This window comes from Micromonospora sp. NPDC005171 (assembly GCF_040608575.1).
Lineage (GTDB): Bacteria > Actinomycetota > Actinomycetes > Mycobacteriales > Micromonosporaceae > Micromonospora.
Genome location: NZ_JBEXIM010000011.1, coordinates 91,810 through 117,537, shown reverse-complemented (window position 1 = coordinate 117,537; position 25,728 = coordinate 91,810). Strand labels below are relative to the sequence as shown.

Sequence of the window (25,728 nt, the reverse complement as noted above, 5' to 3'; positions counted from 1 at the left end):
CTTCGCCGGGGAATAGGACCTTGGTCCGACAAGTTGTTGCTTCAGGCAACCAACACATACGGTTGCTTCAGGCAACTCCCAGGCGGCCCGTGCGTACCAGCCCCGCCGTTCCACATCGACTCCACTCGGAGGCAACAAACGATGAGCCAGGCGACAGCGCCGCCCCAGGCGACCGCCGTGACCATGACCCACCGGCAGATCCTGGAAGCACTCTCCGGCCTGCTACTGGGCCTGTTCGTCGCGATCCTCTCCTCCACGGTCATCTCGAACGCGCTGCCGCGGATCATCACCGAACTGCACGGCGGTCAGTCCGCGTACACCTGGGTGGTGACCTCGGCCCTGCTCGCGACCACAGCGACCACCCCCATCTGGGGCAAGCTGGCCGACCTGACCAGCAAGAAGACCCTGGTCCAGCTCGCCCTGGGGATCTACGTGCTGGGCTCGGTGCTGGCCGGTCTCGCCCAGGGCACCGGTGAGCTGATCGCCTGCCGGGTGCTCCAGGGCGTCGGCGCCGGTGGCCTCACCGCCCTGGCCCAGGTGATCATGGCCACGATGATCGCGCCCCGCGAGCGCGGCCGCTACAGCGGCTACCTCGGCGCCGTGATGGCCGTCGGCACCATCGGCGGCCCGCTGATCGGCGGCGTCATCGTGGACACCTCCTGGCTCGGCTGGCGCTGGTGCTTCTACGTCGGCGTGCCGTTCGCCATCCTCGCGCTGATCGTGCTCCAGAAGACCCTGCACCTGCCGGTGGTCAAGCGGAAGGCCGAGATCGACTGGTGGGGCGCCACTCTGATCACCGCGGCCGTCTCCGTGCTGCTGATCTGGGTCTCGCTCGCCGGAGACCAGTTCGCCTGGGCCTCCTGGCAGACCGCCGTCATGGTCGTCGGCGCTCTGGTCCTCGGCGCTCTGGCCATCCGGGTCGAGACCCGGGCCGCTGAGCCGATGATCCCGCCGCGGCTGTTCCGCAACCGCACCATCACCCTCGCCGTCGTCGCCAGCATCGCGGTCGGCGTGGGCATGTTCGGGGCCTCGATCTTCCTGGGCCAGTACTTCCAGATCAGCCGCGGTCAGAGCCCGACCATGTCCGGTCTGATGACCCTGCCGATGATCCTCGGCCTGTTGGTCGCGTCCACTGTCATCGGGCGGGTCATCACCAGGACCGGCCGTTGGAAGCGGTACCTGGTGATCGGCTCGGCGTTGCTCACCATCGGCTTCGCGCTGATGGGCACCCTGCGCGCCGACACCAACTTCACAGTGCTCAGCGTCTACATGCTGGTGATCGGCGTCGGCCTCGGCATGACCATGCAGAACCTGGTCCTCGCCGTACAGAACACCGTCGGCCCGCACGAACTCGGCGCGGCCAGCTCGGTGGTGGCGTTCTTCCGAAGCCTGGGTGGCGCGATCGGCGTCTCCGCCCTCGGCGCGGTGCTCGCCCACAAGGTGAAGGACTACACCGCCGACGGGCTGGCCCAGCTCGGTATCCCGGCGTCCAGCTCCGGCAGCGGCGGCACCCTGCCCGACGTGCACACCCTGCCCGGCCCGCTGCGGGCCGTCGTGGAGAGCGCGTACGGCCACGGTGCGGGTGACATCTTCCTGGTCGCCGCCCCGTTCGCGCTGATCGCGCTGATCGCGGTGGCCTTCATCAAGGAGGTGCCGCTGCGCCAGCAGAACGGCAACCCGGTTTCCGACGAGGTCGAGCGGGAATCGACACTCGTTGCCGGCGCTGGCGCACCCGTGATCCGTACCGGCGAGCAAAGGTGAGGTAGAGCCATGGGCGTGGGAGCACCGGACCGCGAAGAGTACGGCCCCCGGACCCGACCGCTGCCCTTCGAGCGCGGCACGGACGGGCCCCGGGTGATCATGGTGGGTGTCGACGGCACCCGCACCTCCGAGCGGGCCGGCTCCTACGCCGCCGGCCTGGCCCGTCGGCAGAACGCCGCGCTGGTGGTGGTCTTCGTCAGCTCTCCGAGCGGGCTGACCGCCCTGGTGCCCGGCATGGATGCCGGCGCGATCCAGCGCACCCACGACGAACTGGCCGACGAACTGCGTCGGGAGTGCCGGCGTGGGGCCGAGCAGTGGGGCATTCCGCTGACCCTGCTGGTGCGGCGCGGTGACGCGTACGGCGAACTGTGCGCGGCTGCCGACGAGTTCCGGGCCGACATGGTGGTGGTCGGCGCCTCCGAGCAGGCCGGACACCGGCTGGTCGGCTCGGTCGCCACCCGGCTGGTCCGCGCCGGCCGCTGGCCCGTCGTCGTGGTGCCCTGATAACCCGTCGCGGAGTGTCCGTGGTGCCGGGCAGGATGCGCGGCATGACCTGGATCGCACCGGGGATCACCCGGACCCCGAACCGTACGTCGGCGACGAGCGCACCATGCTCGACGGCTGGCTCGACTACCACCGACAGACCCTGCTACTCAAGTGCGCCGGCCTGACCGAGGAGCAGTTGCGGACACCGGGCGTGGAACCGTCCGGGCTGACCCTGCTCGGCCTGGTCCGACACCTGGCCGAGGTCGAGGCCTGGTGGTTCCGGGAGAACTTCGCCGGCGAGCCTGTCGACTACCCGTACTTCACACCGGAAACCCCGGACGCCGACCACGACGTCAGCGCCGCCGACGCCGAGGCCGACTTCGCCACCTTCCACCGCGAGGTGGCGCTGGCCCGCGAGGCCGCCGCCGGCCACTCGCTCGACGAGACGTTCACCGAGGTCGGCGGGAAGAAGCGCACGTTCAACCTGCGCTGGGTGTACGTGCACATGATCGAGGAGTACGCCCGGCACAACGGGCACGCCGACCTGATCCGGGAACGCATCGACGGCGTCACCGGGGAGTGACGCTGCTGTGGGTCAACAGCCAGCTCAACGCGACCGCGCCACCGTTCACGGTGACCGAGGTCCCCGGCCTGCGCTGAGCGGCGGCGCGGCTCAGTAGTCCAGGGCCGCCCGCAGGTAACGCAGGTCGGCGTGGCCGCCCCAGCGGTGCGCCGACAGACCGGCCGCGCGGGCGCCCCGGATCGCCCAGTCCTCGTCGTCGACGAACAGGACCCGGGCCGGCGCGGTCCGGACCGCCACGCACGCCGCCTGGAAATACTCCGGCGAAGGCTTGTGCACACCGAGCGTCGAGGAGTTGACCACCACGTCCACCTCGTCGGCGAGGTCGAGCGCGGCGAGGTCGGCGTCGAGCAGGTCAGTGGCGTTGGTGGCCAGACCGACCCGGATCCCGGCGGCGCGCACCTCCCGGACGAAGTCGAGCACCTCGGTGTCCACCTCACCCCGGTAGCGCTGCCACTGCTCCACGGCCGCCCGAGCCCGGTCCGGGCCACCGGCCGGCTCGGTGAGCGCATCGGCCACGCTGCTCATCCAGTCGGCGTGGCTGATCTGCCCGGTGAGCACCGGCTGGAGCCGACCCCACTGCATCGCGATCTCGCTGAGCACACCGTCGGCCAGGCCGTACTCCCGCTCCACCCCGGCGGCGACCTCCGGGTCGAACCGGCGCAGGACGCCATCCAGATCCAGCAGGAGCGCCGTCGCGCGTTCCCGAGCCACTACCCGTTCTCCTCGCCGCGGCTGTGCCGCTGGTCGTCCTCGTCGGCCCGGTTGAGCCGTTGGCTGATCACCTGAGTGACCCCGCTGCGCATGGTGACGCCGTAGAGCGCGTCGGCGATCTCCATCGTCCGCTTCTGGTGCGTGATGACGATCAGCTGACTCTTCTCCCGCAACTGTGCCAGCAACGTGATCAGCCGGCCCAGGTTGACGTCGTCCAGGGCCGCCTCGACCTCGTCCATGATGTAGAACGGGCTGGGCCGGGCGCGGAAGATCGCCACCAGCATGGCCACCGCTGTCAGCGACCGCTCACCACCGGAGAGCAGCGACAGCCGCTTGATCTTCTTGCCCGGTGGGCGGGCCTCCACCTCCACGCCGGTGGTGAGGAGGTCGTCCGGTTCGGTGAGGATCAGCCGCCCCTCGCCACCGGGGAAGAGCACTGTGAACACCTGCTCGAACTCGCGGGCGGTGTCCTCGAAGGCGCTGGCGAAGACCTCCAGGATGCGCTCGTCCACGTCCTTGACCACTGTGAGCAGGTCCCGACGGGTGGCCTTGAGGTCCTCCAACTGCTCGGAGAGGAACTTGAAACGCTCCTCCAGCGCGGCGAACTCCTCCAGCGCGAGCGGGTTGACCTTGCCGAGCAGGGCGAGTTCGCGTTCCGCCTTCGCGGCCCGCTTCTCCTGCACCGGCCGCTCGTAGCGCACCGGCTCGGGCACCGGCAGACCGTCCCGTTCGGCCGCCGCGACGTCGACAGCGGTCGGCGGAACGGGCTGACTGGGGCCGTACTCGGCGACCAGGGTCTCCACGTCCAACCCGAAGTCCTCGGCGGCCTTCGCCTCCAACTGCTCGATGCGCAGCCGCTGCTCCGCTCGGGCCACCTCGTCGCGGTGCACCTGGCTGGTCAGCCGCTCCAGCTCCGCGCCGAGCCGCTTGGCGGCCCCGCGTACCTCCTGAAGCTCGGCCTCCCGCGCGGCGCGCTCCAGGGCGACCGCGTCGCGGTGCTCCTCGGCCGTCGCGATCGAGGCGGTCAGCCGGGTCAGCGCCTCCCGGGCGCCACCGGCGACGGACCGGGCGATGCCCGCCCCCCGGGCGCGGGCGGCCCGCCGGGCCGCCGCGCGCTCACGGGCGGCCCGTTCCGCGGTGGCCTGCCGGGCGAGCGAGTCGGCCCGGCCGGCGATCGAGGAGACCCGCTCCTCGGCGGTACGCACGGCGAGCCGGACCTCCATCTCGTTCTGCCGGGCCTGCGGCACCATGGCCGCCAGTTGATCCCGTTCCTCGGTGGAGGGCTCGGCGTCGACCGGGGTCTCCTCGGCCAGCCGCAGCCGCTCTTCCAGCTCGGCGAGGGCGGTGAGGTCCCGTTGGCGGGCGGCCTCGGCGCGGGAGCGGGAGTCGCCGAGCCGGTCAGTCTCGGCCTTCGCCGACCGGGCCGCCGCGCCCAGCTCGGCCAGCCGGCGGGCGGCGGCGTTGCGGTGGCTCTCCGCCTCGCGCTTCTCGGCGGCGGCGTGCTGCACGGCCTCCTTGGCGACGGCCACCTCGGCGCGCGCCTCGACCAACTGATCACGCAGCTCCAGGCCGGCGCGTTCGGCGGTGAGCCGGTTGGCGCGGGCCTCCTCGACGGCGGCCTGCACCTCGATGTAGCTGGGGGCCTTGGCCGACCCGCCCGCCGCCGCGTACGCCCCGACCACGTCGCCGTCCGGGGTGACGGCCCGCAGCTCGGGGTTGCTGGCGACCAGTTCGGCGGCGGCGGCGAGGTCGTCGACGAGCGCCACGTCCCGCAGGGCGCGGTGCACCGCCGGACGCAGCTCGGCGCTGCACTCCACCAGGTCGGGCGCCCATCGGGCGTCGTCGGGCAGCTTCGGTCGCAGCGCGTCGGCGGAGCCGGTCATGCCGGGCCCCGCCGGGCTGCCGACCAGCAGACCGGCCCGGCCGGCGTCGGAGATCTTCAGCAGCCGCATCGCCTCGACGGCCTCGTCGACTCCGCTGACGGCGACCGCGTCGGCGAGGCCGCCGAGCGCGGCGGCCAGCGCGGCCTCGTGACCCGGCGCGACGGTGAGCAGGCTGGCGAGGCTGCCGAGCAGGCCGGGCACGTCCCCGGCGCGGGCGAGCAGCGCCCCGGCGCCGTCCTTGCGCCGCAGCCCCAGGGCGAGCGCTTCCTCGCGGGCCTTCCAGGTGGCGGCGTCCTTCTCCGCCGCCCGCTCGGCGTCGGCCAGCGATCGGACGCTGGCCTGCGCCCGCTCCTGCACGGCGACCGCCTCGGCGTGCCGGGCGTCCAGGTCCGCGTTGTCTCGGTCGGCCTCGGTGGATTGGGCGGCGACCGCGTCCAGCTCGGCCTGTGCCTGCTCGGCGCGGCCCAGCGCGTCGGCGTGCGCGAGCGCGAGGCGTTCGATCTCCTCGCCGGCGCTTGTGGTCCGAGCTCGGGCAGAGTTGACCTGGCCGGTGAGCCGGGCCATCCCCTCCCGCCGGTCGGCGATGGCCTTGGCCGCGGCGACCAGCTCGCGCTCGGCGGCGGCGAGCTGCCGCTCCAGTTCCTGGCGGTGCTCGACCGCCTCGGCGAGTCGGATCTGGTCGTCGGTGAGCGCGCCGCGCAGCTCCTCCTCCTGCTCGCGGACGCGTTCCGCCTCGGCCTCCAGCTGGTCCGGGTCGCGGCCGGGTCGTTCGTCGTCGCCGGTGGCGCTGAGGTGCCGCAGCCGCTCCCGGGCCAACTGCTCGATCGAGCGGAACCGTTCCTGCAGGGCGGAGAGCTTGTACCAGGTGTCCTGGGCGGCGGCGAGCAGCGGAGCGTCCTCCGCGAGGGCGGCCTCCAACTCGCCGAGCCGGCCCTGCACCTCGGCGTGCTCACCCTCGATCTGCTCGCGCCGCTCGCGCAGCGCGGTCTCGTCGGCGATCTCCCGGTCCAGGGTGGTCCGCAGCGTGGCCAGGTCGTCGGCGAGCAGGCGCAGCCGGGCGTCACGCAGGTTGGCCTGGATGGCGGCGGCGCGCCGGGCCACCTCGGCCTGCCGGCCGAGCGGCTTGAGCTGACGACGCAGCTCGGCCGTGAGGTCGGTGAGCCGGTTGAGGTTTGTCTGCATCGCGTCGAGCTTGCGCAGCGCCTTTTCCTTGCGCTTGCGGTGCTTGAGGACGCCCGCCGCCTCCTCGATGAACGCCCGGCGGTCCTCCGGCTTGGCGTGCAGCATGCCGTCGAGCCGGCCCTGCCCGACGATGATGTGCATCTCCCGGCCGATGCCGGAGTCGGACAGCAGTTCCTGGATGTCGAGCAACCGGCAGGAGTTGCCGTTGATCTCGTACTCGCTCTCGCCGGAGCGGAACATCCGGCGGGTGATGGAGACCTCGGTGTACTCGATGGGCAGCGCGCCGTCGGTGTTGTCGATGGTGAGGGTGACCTCGGCGCGACCCAGCGGTGCCCGGCCGGCGGTGCCGGCGAAGATGACGTCCTCCATCTTGCCGCCACGAAGGGCCTTGGCGCCCTGCTCGCCGAGGACCCAGGCGATGGCGTCGACGACGTTGGACTTGCCCGAGCCGTTCGGGCCCACCACGCAGGTGATCCCGGGCTCCAGCTTCAACGTCGTCGCGGAGGCGAAGGACTTGAACCCCTTCACCGTCAGGCTCTTGAGATACACCTACTCGATCCTCGTCCGGTGGCCGCCGTACCGTCGCCGGCTGTGGGGACCTGGGTGAACTCGCAGACTAACCCGGCGGTGGGAGCGGGCCGGCACGCGACCCGCCCCGCGTCGCGTCGACGGTGGGCGCGCTGTGGTTCCGTTGACCGCGAGAAAGGTAAGCGCCTTTCATGATCGGCTTATCGGTCGACGCGCTTTTCGGTAACTGTGCGCGGCGCTTCCGGCACGCTCGATACAAGATCATGAATCGTCGACGTCGAAAAGGCGCCGGACAGTGTTGCGCGCCGGCACAGAGGTGTCGGCGCGCATTTTTGCGGTGGTGCGATTCAGTTTTTACGACCTGAAGATCAGGTCAGCGCCGGCTCGGCCAGACGGAGCAGATCGTCCGCCTCCGCCGCAGCCGCCGCGAGCCGATCATTGTCGGCACGCAGACGCGTGATCTCGAACTCCAGTGCCTGGACCCTGGCACGCAGTCGGGTGACCTCGTCGAGCAGACGCCGGTCGGGCGCTGCACCTACGTGGCCGTAGAGGGCCTTCGCCATGCTGACTCCTTGATATGCGCTGCCGGAAAGGCCGGCCAACGCGCGCCCAATTTGTACGCGGCTGTCATTCCAGGTGTATCTGGGCATGACCGGGCGCGACTGGCGACACCTATATATTGAGCCGCAAACCCCTCCTTCGTCAAGTTCTCGCAGGCCGTAGATCATCTCCACGTCGACCTGTCCACTTGTCGGGGGGCTGCCGCAAGGCACGGACACTCTCTGTCCGGACGCCTTTACTGTACGCCCGGATCTGCGGAAGTCCGCACCCTGGCGTCCGACTTCCCCTTAACTCTTTCTTAGCCACGTTGCCGCAGGTCGTAGGCGCGCCGTAGCGTCACCCCGGCCCGCAACGGACCCCTGGAGGCATAGGCGTGTACGGCTGGACCGATCCGATGGACCCGAACGGCGCCCCCCGGCGCGCCGAGGGACCGACCGACGAGCCGGCCTGGCTGCACGACCGCCCGGAGCCCCGCTCGGCCTACCTTTTCGGCGACGAGCCCGGTCAGCCGGGCGACGAGTGGCACCGGCAGCAGCCCTCCGGCGGCTGGCAGGAAGACCCGGCGACCCCCGCCGAGGCGGCCGACGCCCACACCGCCGCCTGGCCGGCTCACCAGCCGGAAGACGAGACCGGCGGCTGGGGCGACAACCGCCCGGCCCGGGACACCACCGCCGGTTGGCGCACCGAGGCGCCCGGCGGCTGGCACACCGACACCGACCCGGAGACCACCGACGGCTGGCGCGGCGCCGCCGAGACCGGACGGCCCGGCGAGGGACGACACCGCTCCCCACGCCGCTGGCGCCGACCGCTGATGATCGGGGGCGCCGCCGCGGCCGCCACCCTCGTGGTGAGCTTCGGCGTCGGCGCGCTCACCCTGCCCGGTGGTGACGACGGGGCCGCGCAGCCGACCGCCGTCGACGACACCTTCGCCGCGTCGGCCGCGCCGACCGAGGAACCGGCGCTGGACACCCTCACCGCGCCCTCCCCGTCCGCCACCCCCAGCCCGACGTCTCCGAGCCCGTCGCCGAGCAAGGTGGTCAAGCCCACGCCGGCGTCGTCGCGGAGCACCGCCGCGTCGCGCCGCAGCGTCCAGCGCACCAGCGCGCCGAGCAACACCGGCAGCTCCCCTGGTTCCACCGGCTCCAGCGGCACCGTCAGCGCCCAGGCCCGCGAGGTGGTGGACCTGGTCAACGCCGAGCGGGCCAAGGCCGGCTGCAAGGCGCTGAGCATCGACACCAAGCTGATGACCGCCGCCCAGCGGCACAGCCAGGACCAGGCCGACCACAAGAACATGTCGCACACCGGCAGCGACGGCAGCAACGCCGGCACCCGGCTGGACCGGGTCGGCTACGCCTGGCGTACGTACGGCGAGAACGTGGCCTGGAACCAGCAGACCCCGGCCGCGGTGATGGACGCCTGGATGAACAGCTCCGGCCACCGGGCCAACATCCTGAACTGCGCGTTCACCGAGATCGGCGTCGGCATCGCCAACAGCAACGGACCGTACTGGACGCAGGTCTTCGCGGCGCCGCGCTGACCGCGCGTCGTTCCCGACCCCGCGCTCGTTTGACCCGGTGAGGTACGCCGGTCCGGAGCGTGCGGGCCGCGTACCGGTGCGGACGGCGAAGGGCCGTCCGAGACCCGGGAGCTGCCGATGCGGATCCGGCCGCGGCGACGCGACGCCGTACGCCCACTGCGCCGCGTCCTGTCCGCCGGCGTTGTCCTCGTGCTGGTGGTGCCGGCGTACGGGTGTCGGCCCGCGCTGACCCCGCCCGGCGCGCCCACCGCGTGGCCGGCGGCGCAGGCCCGGCACTGGCAGTGGCAGTGGCAGCTCAGCGGCCCACTCGACCCGACTGTGGACGCCGACGTCTTCCTGCTCGACCCGGTGGCCACCACCGCCGCACAGACCGCCGAGTTGCGCTCCCGGGACCGCCGGTTGATCTGCCAGGTCAACGTGGGGTCAGTTCGCTCCGCCGACCCGGACGCCAGCCGATTCCCGGAGGTCGTCCAGGGCGCGGCCGGGCGTCGACCCGACAGCCGGTGGCTGGACGTCCGGAGTTGGGACGCGCTCCGTCCGGTGCTGGCCGACCGGTTCCGGCTCTGCCGAGGCAAGGGCTTCGGCGCGGTGGCGCTCTTCGACGCCGACGGGTACGCGGCGCGCACCGGCTTCGCGCTCGACTTCGACGACCAACTGCTGTTCAACCGCCAACTGGCCGAGCTGGCCCGCTCGCTGAGCCTTTCCCCGGGGCTGGCCAACGATGTGCCGCAGCTCGCCGCGCTGGCCCCGGACTTCGACTTCGCGGTCAACGAGGAGTGCGTTCGGCTGGCCAAGTGCGCCAAGCTGCTGCCGTTCAGCGACGCCGGCAAGCCGGTGTTTCACGTCGAGTACACCGGCTCGACAGACGACTTCTGTGTCACCACCGTCGGCTACGGCTTCGCGTCGATCCGCAAGGACCGCACGTTGGACGCGTCCCGGCAAGCCTGCCCCCTGCCCTAACGCCACCCACCCCGCCCCGCTGCCGGGCCCCGCCGCCCCGCCCCGCCCCGCCCCGCCCCGCCCCGCCCCGCCCCGCCGCCGCGGGGGGGGGGGCCCCCACCCCGGCGGCGGCCGGCCGTGCGGTCAGCGCAGGCCGAACGCGCGGGTGATGCGCTGACTCACCGTGTTGCCGGCGGTGTCCCGCGCGGTGGTCCGCAGGCTCACGAAGCCGGCCTTCGCGGGTGCGGCCAACGAGGTACGCCAGCCGTCGCCGTGCCGGGTCAACTGCTGCTTCTGCCAGGTCGCCCCGTCGTCGTAGGACACCTCGACGGTCACCGCGTCGATCGTGCCGGTGACGTCGGGCAGGTGGGACGCGACCACGGTCAGCGGTGCCCGCCGCGACGCCGTGCCGGCGGAGTCGATGGCCACCTGGTAGTCCAGCTGGATCATCGGCAGCACCTCGGCCGACTCCTCCCCGGTGACCGCCGAGTGGAAGCCCCACTCGGTGCGGGTCTGCCGGGAGTACGGGTTGGTCCAGGCGGCCCGGTCGTTCTCCACCACCAGCCGGTACGGCAGACGCTGCTCGGCCAGGCCGGGGACCTGGAGGTACTCGGCGTTACCCCAGTTCAGCTCCTTGTCACCCTGGTAGAGGGTGGTCCGGTTGACCATGTCGTAGTTGGCGTACGCCTCTCCGATGTGACCGCCCCCGTCGCCCCACCCGGGCGCGGGCAGGTAGACGGTGTCCAGGTACCGGACCGGCACGTAGCTTCCGCCCATCCGGGGTCGCTGGATCGGCCCGAACCAGGTGACGGCGCTCGGCTTGCCGGCCGGGTAGGTCGTCACCGCCTGCAGGTGCTGACCGGTCTCGCCGGCGATGAACGCGTCGTCGATCCACCGCTGGTCGGCGCTCACCCAGTCGGTCCGCCGGCCCTGCGCCGGGGCCGGCTCCTGGTTGCTCGACGCCCAGCCACGCCAGATGTCGGTGCGGAACTCCAGCGCCTTGCCCTGCCGGTAGTTGCGGAACTCCACGTCCACCCGGGCCAACTGAGCCTTCGTGGGCCGGTAGGTGGGGTCGGCCGGCACCGTGCCGGTCCAGTGGTGCGCCACGTCGTACAGGTAGCTGGTCTCCGGGTGCGACTCGACGGTCAGCCGCACCGCGCCGCGCTCCAGCGTGGCGATGAGCTGCCCACCCTCGTCGGCGCCGAGCGTGGCGACGGTAACCGGGGCCGGGCTCTCCGGGCTCCACGCGAACTCGTCCCAGGGCTGGAGCCGACCGATGCCGTCGTTGACGACGAGCAGCAGCTTCGCCCCGGCCGCCGCGGCGGCCTGCGCCTGGGTGGCGATGTCCACGCTGTCACTGCGGCGCACCACCACGGCCCGGTCCCGGACCGGCCGCTTGGCCAGCCCCGCCGCCGACGCGTCGGCGACGTAGACCGCGTCCAGTTGGCGACGACCGGCGGGCAGCGCCGGGGTCGCGCGCTTCACCAGCAGATCGTCGTACGAGCGACCGCCCGCCGAGACGGTCAACGCCGGCTGCTCCAGCCGCCACCGGGCGCCGAACTCGAACTCGCCGTCGGTCACCGGGCGGCTCGTCGGCAACGCCCACATGCTGTCGTACGAGTCGTCGGGCAGCACCTGACTCTCGGTGAGACCGTTCTTCGTGGACCGGTGGATGTCCATCCGCAGCGCGCTGGCGGTGGCCTCCTGCGGCACCCGGGCCTGCACCTGTCGGGCGGCCCGCGCGTCCAGGATGACGGTCTGGTCGCGGTCCAGGTTGACGTCGGTGAAGCTGAGCATCGCCATGCCCTTGGAGTGCGGCCCGTGCGCGCCGCGCACGTCCGCGGAGATCCAACCGTTCCAGCTCGCCACCGGCAGCCGCAGCGTGGCGGTGCCGCTCTCGGGCAGGTCCACGGCGGTGAACAGGGTGTCGGCGGTGAGGATGACCTTGCCGGCGAGCGGCTTGCCGTCCCGGTCCTTCGCGACAAGCGTCAGGTTCTGCCGCTGGCCTTCCTTGCCGGCCCCGACCAGGGTGCGGCCGCGCACCGTACCGGCGTCGTCGGTCGCGACGATCATGCCGCTGACCTGCTTCTCGACCGGCAGCTTGTCGTACGCGGCGGTCACCGTCACGGTGGCGGTGCCGCCCGCCGGCACGGTGACCCGGTCGGCGGAGAGCGCGAAGAGGCCGGCCGGCGCGGTGGCCGCGTCGAGGGCCAGCTTCAGGGCCACCGGCGTGCTGCCGAGGTTGGTGTAGGTGACCGTACGGTCGACTGTCGCGCCCGGCTGCTGCGGCCACGCCTGGAAACCGGAGTAGGCGCTCGGGGTGGCGAAGACCGTGGCGTGCGCGGCGGCGACCGCGTCGACCCGGCCGGCACCCGCCTGGTACGGGGTGTATTCCGGGGTGGCCTTGACCGTGCTGACCAGCGCTTCCTTGATCCGCTGACCGGTCCAGTCCGGGTGTGCGGCGGCGACCAGCGCGGCCGTGCCAGCCACGTGCGGGGTGGCCATCGAGGTGCCGCTCATCAGCGTGTAGTCCCCCGAGCCGCCCCGCACCAGGTGCGAGCGGGCGGCCAGGATGTCCACGCCGGGGGCGGTGATCTCAGGCTTGAGCCCACCGTCGCCGGCGCGCGGGCCCTGGCTGGAGAAGTCGGCGAGGTGGTCGGTGGCGTCGACGGCGCCGACGGTGAGCGCCGAGTTCGCGGCACCCGGGCTGCCGATGCTGGCCGGGCCGCTGTTGCCGCCGGCGATCACGAAGAGGGCGCCGGTCTCGGCGCTGAGCCGGTCGACCGCCTGGCTCATCGGGTCGCTGCCGTCGGTGGACTCGCCACCCAGGCTCATGCTGACCACCCGGGCCTTCTGCTCCCGGGCCGCCCACTCCATGCCGGCGATGATCCAGGAGTCCTGCCCGCTGCCCTCGCTGTTGAGCACCTTGCCGATGTGCAGCCGGGCGCCGGGGGCCACACCCCGCTCGGCGCCACCGGACGCGGCGCCGGTGCCGGCGATCGTCGAGGCGACGTGCGTGCCGTGCCCCTTGTAGTCGAGGATGTCGGGCTCCTCGGGCACGAAGCTGCTGGACTCGGCGATCTGGCCGGCGAGGTCCGGGTGTTCGGCGTCCGCCCCCGAGTCGAGGACCGCGACGTCGACCCCGGCGGCGGTGTTGCCCTCGGCCCACAGCTTCGGCGCGCCGATCTGCGCCGTGGACTCGGCCAGGTCGGCGTGCACCCGGCCGTCCAACCAGACCTTCGCGATGCCGTTGGCCAGGGTCGGGGCGTCGCCGGTACGCCGGGTCGAACCGGCGGTGAGCGCGGTCCAGAACCGCTCGGCGGTGGCGCGCTGGCGGGTCAACGCCGCGCCCTGCACACTGTCCAACTGTCGGACCAGCTCGGCGCCGTCCACGGCGGGGCGGGTGCGGTTACGGGCCGCCGCGTCGGTCATCGTGACGATCAGCGGAAGCGCGTCGGTGTGCGCGTCGTCGTAACCGTCGGCGATGAGGTCGGTGACGTTGAACAGTTGCCGGTCCAGCAGGCCACCTGTCACATAGGACAGCGCCGCGTCCGGGTAGACGTAGGTGTCGCCGTCGCGCACGGTGCGGTGGAAGCTCGGGGTGCTGCCGTCCGGCCGACGCACTGTCGACACGGTGCTGCCGTCCGCCGCGGTGGTGACGGTGACCGTGTCACCAGTGATCAGGGTGACGGTGGACGCGCGTCCGGCGGCGGCCGGGGGTTGGCCCGCCGGGCGGCCGGGGTTGTTCGGCGGGGCGGCGGCCGCTCCCGCGCCGGGTGGGGTGAACCCGGCCGCCAGGGTGAGGGCGGCGCCGAGGGCGATCAGCCCGGATCGGCGGCGCCGGTGAGACAGAGTCACGATGACCTCTTTGTGTCGAGAAGTGGTACGCACCACAGCATCGACGCAGAGGCCACAGCAACCCCGCCCCGCACCCCGACGCACTTGCGCCATGGCGCAACCCCGCCACCCCATCCCGAGTCCCGCCCGCGCTCTCCCCCGCCCATTCCGCCGCGATCGTGCACTTGCTGTCCCGACCAAAGTCGCGAATCAGGACGAGCGGCGACCGTAAGTGCAAGATCGGCGGGAGGAGGGGGTTAGAGGGAGGGGCGGGTCAGCTTGGCCAGGGCGTCGAGTTGGGTGGGGTCGGAGAGCGCGGAGCCGACGGCCACCACGCGTACGCCGGCTTCCAGGAACGCGCCCGCGTTGCCCGCGTCGAGACCGCCGGTGGCGACGAAGCGCAGCTGCGGCAGCGGGCCGGCCACGGCCTTGAACCAGGCCGGGCCGAGGGAGATCGCGGGGAACGCCTTGAGCCAGGTGAGGCCGTGCCGCAACGCCTGCTGGGCCTCGGTGGGAGTGGCCACGCCGGGCAGGTGCGGCAGGCCACGCGCGGCGGCAGCGTCGGCGACCGCGAGGTCCAGGCCGGGCGCGACGGTGAACCGGGCGCCCGCGTCGGCCGCTGCGGCGACCTGTTCGACGTCGAGCACGGTGCCGGCGCCGACGATCCGGTCGCGTTCGGCTCCCGCCTCGACGGCGGCCCGCAGCGCCGGCACCGCGTCCGCGGTGGCCACCGGAACCTCCACCACGTCGATGCCGAGGTCCCAGGCCCGATCGGCGAGCCGAACGGTCTCGGCGACCGGCAGGCCGCGCAGGATCGCCATCACCCGGGCACCGCCGAAGATGTGGTCGAAGTCCGGTGTGGTCATGGTGCACTCCATCCGAGGTCGCGGTGAAACTGTTGCTGCTGGCCGGGTCGCCACCCGGCGGCCCGACTCAGGTCGTCGCCCCCGGGTCGGTCAGGTCGAGCGGCGACCAGGCGTCGGCGGGGGCGTCGATGAGTTTCTCGAACCAGGCCCACGGCGGGACCGGGGCGTTGTCGCCGCTGCTCGTCAACGCCTGCGCGGCGACGAGGTGGCCGAGGCGCAACCGCCGCACGGGGTCGAGGTCGCGCAGCAGCCCGGCCAGGTAGCCGGCGGCGAAGGCGTCTCCGGCGCCGACCGGCTCCACCACGGTCACCCGGGGCGCGGGCACGAAGACCGGTTCGGCGTCACGGACCAGCGCGGTGGCGCCCACCGCGCCGTCCTTGATGACCACCGTCTCCGGTTCGGGCAACAACTCGCGTACGGCGGTCGGGTCGGTGGTGCCCCAGAGGGTCTCCGCCTCGTCCTGCCCGACGAAGACGAGGTCGCAGCGGTTGGCGAGGTCGCGGAGCACCGGCGCGGCCTGCTCGGCGGGCCACAGCCGGGCCCGGTGGTTGACGTCGAAGCTGACCAACGACCCTGCCAGCGGTCGGTCGGTCACCGCGTGCTCGACGAGCGCCCGGCAGGACGCGGAGAGCGCCGGGGTGATCCCGGACAGGTGCAGCACCCGGGCACCGGCCAGCGCCGGGTCGGCCAGCGTGGCGGGGTCCATCCGGGCGGCCGCCGAGCCGGCCCGGTAGTAGTGCACGGCGGTCCCCTCCGGGCCCGGGTCCTTGACGTACAGGCCGGTGGGGGCGGTCGGGTCCACGCACACCTGGTCGACGCGGACGCCGGCGGCGGCGACGTGTCGGATGACGGCCCGACCGAAGGGGTCGTCGCCGACCCGGCTCACCCAGCTCGTCCGGTGTCCCAGCCGCGCCAGGTAACCGGCCACGTTGGACTCGGCGCCACCGACCGACACGGCGACCCGCTCGGCGTGCTCCAGCGGCTCACCCGGCGCGGGGCAGAGCACCACCATCGTCTCCCCCACCGCGGCCACCTCGACCGACGGGAGGCCGGCCGGGACACTCGCCTGGTCAGGTCGGGGATCGGTCGGCATCGGGCACACGTCCTCGCGGCGGGGGTGCTGGGCGTCGCCGAGCCTAGGTGTCCCGCGCGGGACGGGCAACTCGGTGTCCCACCGGTCAGGGCAACGTCAGCCCGTACGCGGCCAGCACCTCCGCGATCGGCTGGTAGTAGGTGGTGCCGCCGGCGGTGCAGTTGCCGGTGCCGCCGGAGAGGATGCCGAGGATGGTGCCGGTGGAGGCCACGTAGAGGGGTCCACCGCTGTCCCCCGGCTCGGCGCAGATGTTGGTGCGGATCAGGCCGTAGATCACGCCGGTGGAGTAGTTGACGGTCTGGTTGAGACCGGTGACAGTGCCGCAGCGCACCCCGGTGGTGCTGCCACTGCGGCACACCGCCTGACCGATGTACGCGTTGCCCGGGCCGGTGATGGTCAGCAGGCCGGGGTAGGTGTAGACCGCGCTCGGGTGGGTGATCCGGCCGGTGTAGCGGATCAGCCCGTAGTCGTTGGTGGGGTAGCTGGTGGCGGTGCGGTTGCCGAGCACGGTGGTCTGGGCGCTGTCGGCGTACCAGGTGGCGGCGGCGGTGGTGCAGTGCCCGGCGGTGATCACGTAGTAGGTGCTGCCGCTGCGCGCGTTCGCGCCGAGCGAGCAGCGCGCCCCGCCGCCGTAGATGGCCTGCCCGCCGGCGATCAGGGGGCGCAGGGTTCCGGGTTCGCGGCGCAGCAGCACGCCGGCCCGGTCGGTGATCGCCCGCAGTGCGGCCAGTTCGCCGGGGGCAACGGTGTCGTCGACGGTGAGGGTCATCCGGCCGGTGGCGGGGTCGAGGCCCCAGGCGGTGCCCGCGGTGCGTACCCCGGTCAGCGTGGCCGCCTGGTCGGCGGCGGGCGCGGCGGCCTGGTCGGGGACGGCGGCCTGCGCCGCGCCGGGCGCGATGAGCAGCAGGGCGGTCAGGACGAGGGCGATCAGCGGGGAGCGGCGCATCCGAACCTCCGAAGAGATCGAGCTTGATGGATGCGGCCAAGCATCGCCCGACGCCCGACGCCGTGGCAACCTCCGGCCGCCCTCTTCCCCGACCAGCGGGAATCACCGATCCGGGGACGGCCCGTGTCGATGCCGCCGATAATTCCCCGGGAGACGCGGCGGGAGGCCAGGCATGACCACCAAAGGGAATGCGGCGCTGGTACGTCGGCTGGACCAGTCGACCCGGGCAACACTGCTGGAGTTGCTCTTCGACGTGGTCTTCGTGGCCGCCCTCGCACTGACGTCGAAACTGTTGTCCGAAGAGCTCTCCTGGTCCGGCGGCGCCAAACTGCTGCTGATGCTGACCGCCGTCTGGTGGACGTGGTCGGTCACCACGACCACCACCGAGTTCTACGATCCCCAGCAACGCCCGATCCAGGCCATCCTGATGATCGCCATGGTCGGGTCGGTGGGGATGGCGGCATCGCTGCCGATGGTCAGCATCGGGCACCTGATGCTCTTCGTGATCTCGTACGTCGGCACGCACGTGATTCGCTGCATCATCCTGGTCGCCGCCCTGCACCTGAAGGGGCACCGGACGGCCAGGGAGCGGGCCACCCGGTTTCTCTTCTGGTTCACGGTGTCCGGCGTCTTCTGGGTCCTCGGTGCGCTGTCGGAGACTCCGAACTGGGGGCTCTGGACGATCGCCATAACGATCGACCTGCTCGGCGGGGCGGCCCGCTACCCCACACCCCGGCTGGGCCGGGTGCCGCTCGCCCAGTACGGGCGGACCACCGAGCACCTGGGCGAGCGGTACCAACAGTTCATCATCCTGGCCCTCGGCGACATCATCCTGTTGCCGACGCTGCAGGTCAGCCGGGGCCACCTCGACCACCTCCGGCTCACCTCCCTGCTCTGCGCCTTTGCCACCATGCTGCTGCTCTGGCAGGTCTACGTCTTCCGCGCCGGCGAGTTGTTGGTGGCGGCCGGGGCCCACGGGAGCCGGGCAACACGACTGGCCCCGTTCACCCATCTGGTCATGCTGGCCGGCGTGGCCAGCACTGCCGCCAGCTTCGACCTGGTCGTGACCAGGCCGACCGGAACGACGCCGGTGCCGTGGCTCGTACTGATCATCACCGGCCCGACGCTGTTCGTGATCGGCCGCGTCATCTTCACCCTGGCGGTGTCGTGGGTCATGCCGTGGCGGCGAGTTGCCTGGCAGCTCCTGCCGCTGCTGGTGCTGCCGTGGGCCGGCGGCTGGCCGCCGGTGCTGGTAGCCACGATCGTGGCGCTCGGGTTGGCCGGTCACATCCTGTCTCCCGGTGCGGCCCGGGAGACCACACCGGGCCTGCGGATGCGGCAACCCGACAACTGACCCGCCACGCTCAGCCGGAGTGTCGACCGGCGCTCGCCGTGGCAACCTCCGACCGCCCTTGCCCGACGGGCAGGAATCGCCGATCCGGGGACGGGCCGCGCCGGCACCGCCGATAATTTTCGGAGACACGGCGGGAGGCCGGGCATGACCACCGGAGGCAGCGCGGCGCTGGTACGCCGTCTGGACGGGTCGACTCGGGCGACGCTGCTGGAGTTGCTCTTCGACGTGGTCTTCGTGGCCGCCCTCGCGCAGACCTCGAAGTTGCTCGCCGACCAAGAATCCTGGGCGCGCAGCCTGGCGGTGTTGCTGATGCTGACGGCGATCTGGTGGACGTGGTCGGTCACCTCCACCACGACCGAGTTCTACGACCCGCAACAGCGCCCCATTCAGGCCATCCTGATGGTCGCCATGGTCGGATCGGTGGGGATGGCGGCATCGCTGCCGATGGTCACCAGAGGGCAGTCCCTGGCCTTCGCGCTCGCCTACGTCGGCACCCACGTGGTACGCGGCATCGTCCTGGTCAGCACGTTGTACCGGCAGCAGCACCCCTCGGCCATGGCGCGAGCAACCCGATTCCTGTTCTGGTTCCTGGTGTCCGGCGTCCTCTGGATCGTCGGGGCGATGGCAGGCACCGCTCGGTGGTGGATCTGGACCACCGCGATCGCCATCGACCTGCTCTCCGCGGCGGCGCGCTACCCCACACCGTGGCTCGGCCGGGTGCCTCTCGACCAGTACGACCGGACCACTGCGCACCTGGGCGAGCGGTACCAGCAGTTCGTCATCCTGGCCCTCGGCGACATCATCCTGGTGCCGACCCTGGAACTCAGCCGCAGCGAGTTCGACCGCCTCAGAATCATCGCCCTGCTCTGCGCGTTCGCCATCATGCTGCTGCTGTGGCAGATCTACGTCTATCGGGCCGGCGAGTTGCGCGAAACCGCGTCCGCGTCAATGCCCGGCCGGTCCTCCCGGATCGCTCCGTACACCCACCTGGTAATACTGGTCGGCGTGCTCGTCACGGCGGCCTCCTTCGATCTTGTCGTCGACCGACCGACCGGAACGACACCGGTACGGTGGCTGCTGCTGATCATCGGCGGACCGCTGGTGTTCGTGCTCGGCCGGGCAGTGTTCGCCTACCTGCTCTCCGTCCGCGTGCCGTGGCGGCGAGTGGCGTCGCAACTGCTCCCCCTGCTGCTGCTGCCCTGGGCCGGCGGCTGGCCACCCGTGCTGGTCACCGCGATTGTGGCCCTCGCGCTGGGAGTGCACGTCCTGTTCCCCAGGGGCGGCCGCCGGGAGACCCGGCGCGGGCTCGGGCCACGACCGCCCGCCGGATGACCCTCGACGGTCAGGCGAGGTGCCGACCGGCCCAGTCGGCGAGGTCCCGGGCGCAGGCGTCCACCGACTCCTGCCAGGTGCGGGCCGCGCCGTCGCCCGCCTCGTCGCTGACCTGCTTGACCAGCCGGCACGGCACACCGGCCTGGGCGGCGGCCCAGGCCACCGCGTACCCCTCCATGTCGACCAGGTCGGCGCGCTGCGCCAGCCGGTCCCGCTCCGCGTTGTCGGCCACGAAGGTGTCACCGGTGGCCAGCACCGCGCCCTCGGCGGCCAGCGACAGCGGCGCCCCGTAGGTCTCGCCGGTGAGCGTGCGCAGCAGGTCGGTGTCCAGGTCGTGCTGGAGCACTGTGGCGACCTCGTGGATGCCGGCCAATCCGGGGCGCAACGCCCCGGCCGTACCCAGGTTGAGCAGCAGGGCGGGGCGCGGCCCGGCGGCCAGTACCGCGGCCACCGCGCTGGCGGCGTTCACCTTGCCCATCCCGGTGAGCAGGACCGGCAGCTCGGGCGGCAGATAGCGGGCCTCCTCCCCGACGGCGAGCACCACCAGCGGACGATCGGCGCGGACCGTGCCTCGAAGATTCACCGGAGCATCGTACGAGCCGACCCGTTGGCCGTTGACGTCAGTCGTCGGTAAAGCGGTACACCACGAAGTCCTTCTCCGCGCCACAGGCGATCACCTGGGTGTTCCACGAGCAGGACGAGCTGCGCACGTCCTTCAGCTCACCCAACTCGTCGACCTCGCCGGACTCGGCCCACACCCCGGCCAGCACCCGGTTGTCCGCGACCACGCTGGGCGCCTTGGCGAAGACCAGCAGGTTGCCCTCGTCGAGGCGGACCGCCACCCCGCCCCGGTCCCGCAGCACCGGCTTTCCGGCGGCGTCGAAGACGGTGACGGTCGGCTCCGGGAACTCCCGTTGGGCGAGCACCTGCTCACCCAACGGGACCAGGCTGGTCACGCCCGGCGCCGACCATTTGGTCATGCGCTCGCCCTCGGTGGCCGCCACCACCTCGGTGCGCGCGACGTCGTTGTTCGGCACCTGCAACAGGCAGGCCCGCCGAGCACCGCAGGCCACCAGCTCTTTCGGGCGGTAGTCGTCGTTCCCGGACCGGTGCAGCACCACCGGTTCGGCGTCGGAACCCAGGTCGTACGCGAGCAGCTGGAAACCACCCTCGTTGGCGGCCACGTAAAGACGGTCCTCGTGGGCGACCACCAGGTCGTCGAGGTCGGCGACGCTGCCCCACTGACGCAGCACCGCGCCGGATGCCATGTCGAGCAGCCGCACCGACCGGTCCGCACCCACCTGGACAAGTCGCCGCCCCTTGCTGGTCCACGGGTCGCGGGGCGTGCCGTCGAGGAAGGCCGGCCCGGCCGCCGCCGCGTCGGTGCCGACCGGCCGGACCACGGTACGGCCACCGGTGAACTGACCGCGGGGGTTGGGTGTGGTCCACTTCGCCGAGCCGTTGGTCAGGCGCAGGCCAACCAGTTCGTCAGCGGCCCGGTCCACCAACACCGCCGTGTCGTCGGCGAAGTAGACGTCGTCGTCACCACGCAGAACGCGCTGCCAGCGCTGTTCGCCGGTACGCCCGTCGAGGACGGCCAACGGTCGGGGGGTGCTGTCGCCCGGCGCGTCGGCGAGGACCGCGACCGCCCCCGGGACGGCGATGATCGCCTCCCAGTCGTCGGCCCGCACGTCGGTCTGTTCGCGCCACACCTCGCGGCCGTTGCCCGCGTCGACGGCCACCACCTCCAGCCGGCCGTCCGACAGCGGAAACGCGAGGTAGGCCCGATCGTCGAGCACCGCCGTCCACATGTCGGCCGGACGCTCGGCACCGGCCGAGTGCCGGGACAGCTCGCGCAGCGAGGAGAACTCCAGATCCGGGTAGCGGTCCCGGGTCAGGTAGAGCGTCGCCGCGGTGGCCAGCCCGGCCAGGGCCAGCACCGCGCCGAGCACCACCCAGCGCGCCCGCCGCCAGCGGGTCGCGCCACCCGGCGGGGTCGGGGTGGGGCCGGCCAGGCCCGGCCCGGGGGGCGGGCCCGCCGGCGGGGTGGATCCCGGCCAGGGCTGCGACGGTACGACCGGGGCGGGGGCTGCGGCCGGGGCGGGTGGGCTCACCGGAGCCGGCGCGGGTGGCGCGAGCGGCGGTCCCGCGTACGCCGGGGCGGGTAGCGCCTTGCGCAGTGGCAGGTCGGTCAGGGCGCCCTCGGCCACCGGCAACTCCGGCTGGTCCAGCACCGTCGGCGCGATCCCCAGCTCGGCGTGCAGCATGCGGGCCACCAGCGGGATCCGCGACGATCCGCCCACGAGGAACAGCCCGGCCAGCTGATCGGGGCTGAGGCCGGCGGCGGCGATCACCTCCCGGGCCCGCTGCACCGCGCGGCGCAGCAGCGGCGTGGCCACCCGTTCGACGTCCGCCCGGGTCAGCTGGATCGTCTCGGCCACCCCCGGCACCGCGACCGGGGCGGTCGCAGACCGGGACAGGGTCTCCTTCGCGCCTCGTACCTCGTCCCAGAGCCGGACCTGGTCGCGGCGCTGCGCCGGATCCGCCGGCCGGGTGAGCCGGGCCCACTGCGCGGCGTGCCGCTCACCGATCAGCTCACCAACGCGCCGCACCAGCGCGGCGTCGAGGTCCAGGCCGCCCAGGTCGGGCAGCCCACCGTCGGCGACCACGCTGAAGCCGGAGTCACCCCACGGGTCCGCGCCCTCGTTGCGCAGCACCGCGACGTCGAGCGTCCCGCCACCGAAGTCGAACACCGCGATCGCCCCGCCGACCGGCACCGGACGGTGCAGCACCTGGGTGTAGTAGCGGGCGGCGGCCACCGGTTCCCGCAGCAGGCGGGTGCCCGGCGGCGTCGGCCCGGCGAGGGTGTGCTCGGCCGCCTGCGGCCAGCCCGCACGCAGCAGCGCGTCGGCGAGGACCTGCCGCCGCGTCGCGTCCCAGGCGGCCGGGCAGGTGACCACGGCCGGGGGCAGGAAACCCACAGCGCCCACCGCGGCCCGTCCGACCGCCGCCAGCACCGCGGCGAGCAGGTCGGCCGGACGGTACGCGCGGTCGCCGAGCCGCACGGTCGGCTCGTCCACCCGACGCTTCGGGTTCGCCTCGAACCGGGCGGGGTCGGCCTGCGCCAGTCGGCGGGCGTCCCAGCCACTGTGCAGGGTGCCGTCCGGGTCGGCGTAGACAGCGGACGGACTGAGCGGTTGACCGTCCATCAGCAGCGGACGGGTCCGCCCGTCCGGCCAGCGCAGCACCGCGACGGTGTTGGACGTACCGAGGTCGACGCCGAGAGCGAAACCCTCGTGCTGGCCTGCCATTGACCGATACCTCCGCCACGACGAGGGGAACTCGACCCCGCATCGTACGCAGGCCCCGCCGCACTGCTGATCACTCGGTCCGGGGTGGCCGGCGGCGTCCGCTCAGTGAGTGGTGTGGACGCCCACCACCTCGTCCTCGCTGGTCTCCCCGGTCAGCTGGAACCCGAGTTTCAGATAGAACCGCTCCGGGCCGTCCGGCCCCGGCTTCCATGTCGTGTAGACGTGGTCGTGCCCACGTCGGCGGGCCTCGTCGCGGACGGCCTGTACCGCGAAGCGGCCGTACCCCCGGCCCTGGTGCTCGGCGGCGATGTTCAGCCGCCACAGCCCCGAGCGCCTGTCGTCCGGTTGGGCCGGGTCCCACACGATGTCGAAGAAGCCCATCAGGAAGCCGACGATCTCGTCACCCTCGACGATCAGACGCGGCCACGCGATGTCGGGCTGCGCGTACGCCTCGGCGAGGGACCAGGCCACCGGAGACGAGAACTTCTCCTGGTCGGGCCGCACGCTCACCCGGCACGCGGCCTCCACGTTGTCTTGAGTGATTTTCACCAGTCGCGGCACGCCGGCCACCCTACCGAGCGGGGCTGCGCAACAGGCCGTCGATCAGCCCGCACAGTCCGAACGGGAACCAGGTGTCCAGGTCGGTGTGGCGTCCCGGCAGCCGACGAGGTCACCGTCGGTCGCCTTCGTCCAGGCGGATACCGCTCCTCGGCAGATCGAGCTGGTGGGCCAGCCGAACGCAGCGTGGAGGCGGCCAGGTAACTCACGGTCGAGTTGGTCGAGTCGGGCCGTCCGGATCGGTCCGTGCGGCACGGAGCAGCCGGAGCTGACCGATCTCCGCGACGTTCTTCATCAGCTCGGAGTTGACCCACCCGATCGTGTGCGTGACGGTGTGGTCGGTCCCGTCCGGCCAGGGGAACGTCGCGATGCGGTCGAGGTCACGCTCGCTGAACTGGTCGAGTAGACCCAGCCACTCGGAGCGCAGGCCACGCAGCCAGGCGACACTCGGCTCGCCCGGGCCCGGCCAGGCGACAGCCGTGCGGTCCCGCGCCGGCACCCCCCGGAGATGGTCCATCGTCACGGTCCACCACCAGCCGACGTGCCAGGTGAGCCAACCGATCGTCGGCACCGGGACCGGGTCGGGTTCGGTGTCGGCCCAGTCCGGAACCCAGGTGCCGTCCGTGCCCTGCCGCACCGACCAGCAGTGGGCGGCCGGCTCCCACAGGAAATCCGCGGCATCGAGTCGCTCGAGGTGGTACTCGAACAGCGACCAGGTCAGGTCGAACTGCCAGCGCAGAAGGGCCAGCGGCGGAACGGACATCCGGGAATTCTGTCCGGGCGCCGGCACCGCCGTCGACAGAATAATCACCCGACGGCTCGCGACAGAGCCCGGCGGCTCGGTGCGGCGGCCCTGATCAGTCGGCGGGGCAGCGGTCGGAGAGGGCGTAGCGGAGCAGGACCACGTCGCCGATCTGGCGGGCCTCGGCCAGGCGGGCGCGGCGACCCGGGTGCCAGGGGAAGCGACCCTCGCCGACGAACCGGGGCGCCCGACCGTCACCGACGAAGAACGGGGCGACCACCAGGTGCAGTTCGTCGGCGAGACCGGCGGCGAGGAACTGGGCGTGCACCGTCCCGCCGCCCTCCACCATCAACCGCTGTACACCCCGCGCGACCAGGTCGGTCAGCACCCAGGCCGGGTCGACGGGCTCGCCCGCGTCGACGACGGTGGCCAGTCGACCGACCCGTTCCTGGGTCTTCACCAGCGCGCCGGTGGCGCAGTAGACGAGCCGGGCCGAGTCACCGGCGGTGAAGAAGCGGGCGGTCGGGTCGAGGTCGCCCCGGGCGGTCAGGGTGACCTTGGTGGGAGAGGCGGGCCGGCCGGCCGCCACCCGCTCGGCCCGGCGGCTCGGCGAGCGCACCAGCAGCCGAGGATCGTCACGGCGGACGGTGCCGGCGCCGACCAGAATGGCATCGCAGCTGGCCCGGACCGCGTCGACGCGGTCCAGGTCCGCCTCGTTGGACAGCAGCAACCGCTTCTCGGAGGCGTCGTCGATGTACCCGTCGATGGAGGCGGCACAACTCAGCAGCACGTACGGGCGCGCCGGCTCCGACCGCCAGCTCATCGGGAGACGGGCCGCTCAGAAGGACGACCCGCGAGAGCCTCCGCCGCCTCCGCCGCCTCGACCTCCGCCGCCTTGGCCGCCTTCGCCGCCAGGTAGTCGGCGTTGGCCGGCGAGAGGAAGATGCTGGTGAGCACCCGCTCGGCCACGTCCACGCCCAGCCGGGTCAACTGCTCGGCCTTGTCCGGGTTGCTGCTCAGCAGTCGAACCCGCGGCACACCCAACGTGGCAAGCATCTGCGCGGCGGCGCTGTAGTCCCGCTCATCCTCGCCCCGCCCCAGCGCGACGTTGGCCTGGTAGGTGTCCAACCCGGCGTCCTGCAACGCGTACGCGTCGAGTTTGGCGTACAGGCCGATGCCGCGGCCCTCCTGTCGCAGGTAGAGCAGAAAACCGCCGGTCTCGGCGATCCGCTGCACCGCCTCGCGCAGTTGCGGCCCGCAGTCGCAGCGTTGGCTGCCGAACACGTCGCCGGTCAGGCACTCGCTGTGCGGACGGACCAGCGGGGCTTCTCCCCCGGCGGCGAGCCGGTCCAGGGTGCCCGCCCAGTCGCCGAGGCCGAGGGCCAGGTGCTCCCGACCGTCCACCAGGCCCTTGAAGGTGAAGACCCGGGCGGTCGTGGTGTAACCGTCCGGAAAGGCCAGCGGCACGGTGACCTGCGTGCGGATCGTGGCAACCGGCAATGCTTCGGGCATGGGACT

19 protein-coding genes and 1 pseudogene are annotated in these 25,728 nt (G+C 72.5%); 7 read left to right on the top strand and 13 right to left on the bottom strand.

The annotated features are described in order from the left end of the window. The first annotated feature begins 141 nt into the window (after positions 1-141). The 3 genes and pseudogenes from ABZU74_RS16735 to ABZU74_RS16725 all read left to right on the top strand — a co-directional run bounded on the left by ABZU74_RS16735 (position 142) and on the right by ABZU74_RS16725 (position 2,830). A complete protein-coding gene (locus tag ABZU74_RS16735; protein ID WP_355424127.1) occupies positions 142-1,761 on the top strand; it encodes an MDR family MFS transporter in 1,620 nt (539 codons plus the stop codon). A gap of 9 nt (positions 1,762-1,770) precedes the next feature. After that, positions 1,771-2,265 carry a universal stress protein gene (locus ABZU74_RS16730; protein ID WP_355424124.1) on the top strand — a complete coding sequence of 165 codons (495 nt, stop codon included), beginning with the start codon at positions 1,771-1,773 and terminating at the stop codon, positions 2,263-2,265. A 44-nt stretch (positions 2,266-2,309) separates the two neighbouring features. Continuing rightward, positions 2,310-2,830 (top strand): annotated as a pseudogene (locus ABZU74_RS16725) (DinB family protein). Positions 2,831-2,920: 90 nt separating this feature from the next. Here the strand turns inward: ABZU74_RS16725 and ABZU74_RS16720 are convergent. The 3 genes from ABZU74_RS16720 to ABZU74_RS16710 all read right to left on the bottom strand — a co-directional run bounded on the left by ABZU74_RS16720 (position 2,921) and on the right by ABZU74_RS16710 (position 7,697). Then, complete coding sequence (locus tag ABZU74_RS16720) at positions 2,921-3,541, bottom strand: HAD-IA family hydrolase (protein WP_355424121.1); 621 nt, start codon at positions 3,539-3,541, stop codon at positions 2,921-2,923. Continuing rightward, complete coding sequence (gene smc, locus ABZU74_RS16715; RefSeq protein ID WP_355424118.1) at positions 3,541-7,155, bottom strand: chromosome segregation protein SMC; 3,615 nt, start codon at positions 7,153-7,155, stop codon at positions 3,541-3,543. The genes ABZU74_RS16720 and smc overlap by 1 nt, the downstream gene beginning before the upstream one ends. Before the next feature lie 347 nt (positions 7,156-7,502). Further along, positions 7,503-7,697, bottom strand: coding sequence for a hypothetical protein (locus ABZU74_RS16710; protein ID WP_007456482.1), 195 nt, complete (start codon positions 7,695-7,697; stop codon positions 7,503-7,505). A 371-nt stretch (positions 7,698-8,068) separates the two neighbouring features. Between ABZU74_RS16710 and ABZU74_RS16705 the strand changes: the two genes are divergently transcribed. Continuing rightward, entirely contained in the window at positions 8,069-9,232 is a 1,164-nt protein-coding gene (locus ABZU74_RS16705; protein WP_355424115.1) for a CAP domain-containing protein, read from the top strand. A 117-nt stretch (positions 9,233-9,349) separates the two neighbouring features. After that, positions 9,350-10,192 (top strand): endo alpha-1,4 polygalactosaminidase, encoded by an 843-nt coding sequence (locus ABZU74_RS16700; protein WP_355424112.1) that lies wholly within the window; start codon positions 9,350-9,352, stop codon positions 10,190-10,192. 123 nt (positions 10,193-10,315) lie between these two features. Here ABZU74_RS16700 and ABZU74_RS16695 read toward each other — a convergent pair whose 3' ends face one another. The 4 genes from ABZU74_RS16695 to ABZU74_RS16680 form a co-directional block, all read right to left on the bottom strand. Then, positions 10,316-14,029: a S8 family serine peptidase gene (locus ABZU74_RS16695; protein WP_355424109.1), complete on the bottom strand. Its 3,714-nt coding sequence runs from the start codon at positions 14,027-14,029 to the stop codon at positions 10,316-10,318. 236 nt (positions 14,030-14,265) lie between these two features. After that, complete coding sequence (locus ABZU74_RS16690; RefSeq protein ID WP_355424106.1) at positions 14,266-14,874, bottom strand: bifunctional 4-hydroxy-2-oxoglutarate aldolase/2-dehydro-3-deoxy-phosphogluconate aldolase; 609 nt, start codon at positions 14,872-14,874, stop codon at positions 14,266-14,268. Between the two features lie 67 nt (positions 14,875-14,941). Next, positions 14,942-15,967 carry a sugar kinase gene (locus ABZU74_RS16685; RefSeq protein ID WP_355424103.1) on the bottom strand — a complete coding sequence of 342 codons (1,026 nt, stop codon included), beginning with the start codon at positions 15,965-15,967 and terminating at the stop codon, positions 14,942-14,944. 85 nt (positions 15,968-16,052) lie between these two features. Beyond that, a complete protein-coding gene (locus tag ABZU74_RS16680) occupies positions 16,053-16,913 on the bottom strand; it encodes a S1 family peptidase (RefSeq protein ID WP_355424101.1) in 861 nt (286 codons plus the stop codon). A 172-nt stretch (positions 16,914-17,085) separates the two neighbouring features. Between ABZU74_RS16680 and ABZU74_RS16675 the strand changes: the two genes are divergently transcribed. Together ABZU74_RS16675 and ABZU74_RS16670 are read left to right on the top strand one after the other, a co-directional pair. After that, positions 17,086-18,267, top strand: a complete 1,182-nt coding sequence (locus ABZU74_RS16675; protein WP_355424098.1) for a low temperature requirement protein A — start codon at positions 17,086-17,088, stop codon at positions 18,265-18,267. A 144-nt stretch (positions 18,268-18,411) separates the two neighbouring features. Further along, entirely contained in the window at positions 18,412-19,599 is a 1,188-nt protein-coding gene (locus tag ABZU74_RS16670; protein ID WP_355424096.1) for a low temperature requirement protein A, read from the top strand. A gap of 10 nt (positions 19,600-19,609) precedes the next feature. Here ABZU74_RS16670 and ABZU74_RS16665 read toward each other — a convergent pair whose 3' ends face one another. The 6 genes from ABZU74_RS16665 to ribA all read right to left on the bottom strand — a co-directional run bounded on the left by ABZU74_RS16665 (position 19,610) and on the right by ribA (position 25,722). Further along, on the bottom strand, positions 19,610-20,182 hold the full coding sequence (locus ABZU74_RS16665) for a nucleosidase (RefSeq protein ID WP_355424093.1): 573 nt from the start codon (positions 20,180-20,182) through the stop codon (positions 19,610-19,612). A 37-nt stretch (positions 20,183-20,219) separates the two neighbouring features. Beyond that, on the bottom strand, positions 20,220-22,910 hold the full coding sequence (locus ABZU74_RS16660; RefSeq protein ID WP_355424090.1) for an Hsp70 family protein: 2,691 nt from the start codon (positions 22,908-22,910) through the stop codon (positions 20,220-20,222). A 102-nt stretch (positions 22,911-23,012) separates the two neighbouring features. After that, positions 23,013-23,471, bottom strand: coding sequence for a GNAT family N-acetyltransferase (locus tag ABZU74_RS16655; RefSeq protein ID WP_355424087.1), 459 nt, complete (start codon positions 23,469-23,471; stop codon positions 23,013-23,015). A 202-nt stretch (positions 23,472-23,673) separates the two neighbouring features. Continuing rightward, complete coding sequence (locus ABZU74_RS16650) at positions 23,674-24,231, bottom strand: DinB family protein (protein ID WP_355424084.1); 558 nt, start codon at positions 24,229-24,231, stop codon at positions 23,674-23,676. 94 nt (positions 24,232-24,325) lie between these two features. Beyond that, a complete protein-coding gene (locus tag ABZU74_RS16645) occupies positions 24,326-25,033 on the bottom strand; it encodes a dihydrofolate reductase family protein (protein ID WP_355424081.1) in 708 nt (235 codons plus the stop codon). Further along, positions 25,030-25,722 carry a GTP cyclohydrolase II gene (gene ribA / locus ABZU74_RS16640; RefSeq protein ID WP_355424078.1) on the bottom strand — a complete coding sequence of 231 codons (693 nt, stop codon included), beginning with the start codon at positions 25,720-25,722 and terminating at the stop codon, positions 25,030-25,032. Before ribA ends, ABZU74_RS16645 begins: the two co-directional genes overlap by 4 nt. Positions 25,723-25,728: the final 6 nt, after the last annotated feature.

Bases quoted from the DNA above. Each gene is read 5' to 3' on its own strand.
- ABZU74_RS16735 (WP_355424127.1), top strand. From the start codon at position 142: ATGAGCCAGGCGACAGCGCCGCCCCAGGCGACCGCCGTGACCATGACC.
- ABZU74_RS16730 (WP_355424124.1), top strand. From the start codon at position 1,771: ATGGGCGTGGGAGCACCGGACCGCGAAGAGTACGGCCCCCGGACCCGA.
- ABZU74_RS16710 (WP_007456482.1), bottom strand. From the start codon at position 7,697: ATGGCGAAGGCCCTCTACGGCCACGTAGGTGCAGCGCCCGACCGGCGT.
- ABZU74_RS16700 (WP_355424112.1), top strand. From the start codon at position 9,350: ATGCGGATCCGGCCGCGGCGACGCGACGCCGTACGCCCACTGCGCCGC.
- ABZU74_RS16690 (WP_355424106.1), bottom strand. From the start codon at position 14,874: ATGACCACACCGGACTTCGACCACATCTTCGGCGGTGCCCGGGTGATG.
- ABZU74_RS16685 (WP_355424103.1), bottom strand. From the start codon at position 15,967: ATGCCGACCGATCCCCGACCTGACCAGGCGAGTGTCCCGGCCGGCCTC.
- ABZU74_RS16680 (WP_355424101.1), bottom strand. From the start codon at position 16,913: ATGCGCCGCTCCCCGCTGATCGCCCTCGTCCTGACCGCCCTGCTGCTC.
- ABZU74_RS16675 (WP_355424098.1), top strand. From the start codon at position 17,086: ATGACCACCAAAGGGAATGCGGCGCTGGTACGTCGGCTGGACCAGTCG.
- ABZU74_RS16670 (WP_355424096.1), top strand. From the start codon at position 18,412: ATGACCACCGGAGGCAGCGCGGCGCTGGTACGCCGTCTGGACGGGTCG.
- ABZU74_RS16660 (WP_355424090.1), bottom strand. From the start codon at position 22,910: ATGGCAGGCCAGCACGAGGGTTTCGCTCTCGGCGTCGACCTCGGTACG.
- ABZU74_RS16650 (WP_355424084.1), bottom strand. From the start codon at position 24,231: ATGTCCGTTCCGCCGCTGGCCCTTCTGCGCTGGCAGTTCGACCTGACC.
- ABZU74_RS16645 (WP_355424081.1), bottom strand. From the start codon at position 25,033: ATGAGCTGGCGGTCGGAGCCGGCGCGCCCGTACGTGCTGCTGAGTTGT.
- ribA (WP_355424078.1), bottom strand. From the start codon at position 25,722: ATGCCCGAAGCATTGCCGGTTGCCACGATCCGCACGCAGGTCACCGTG.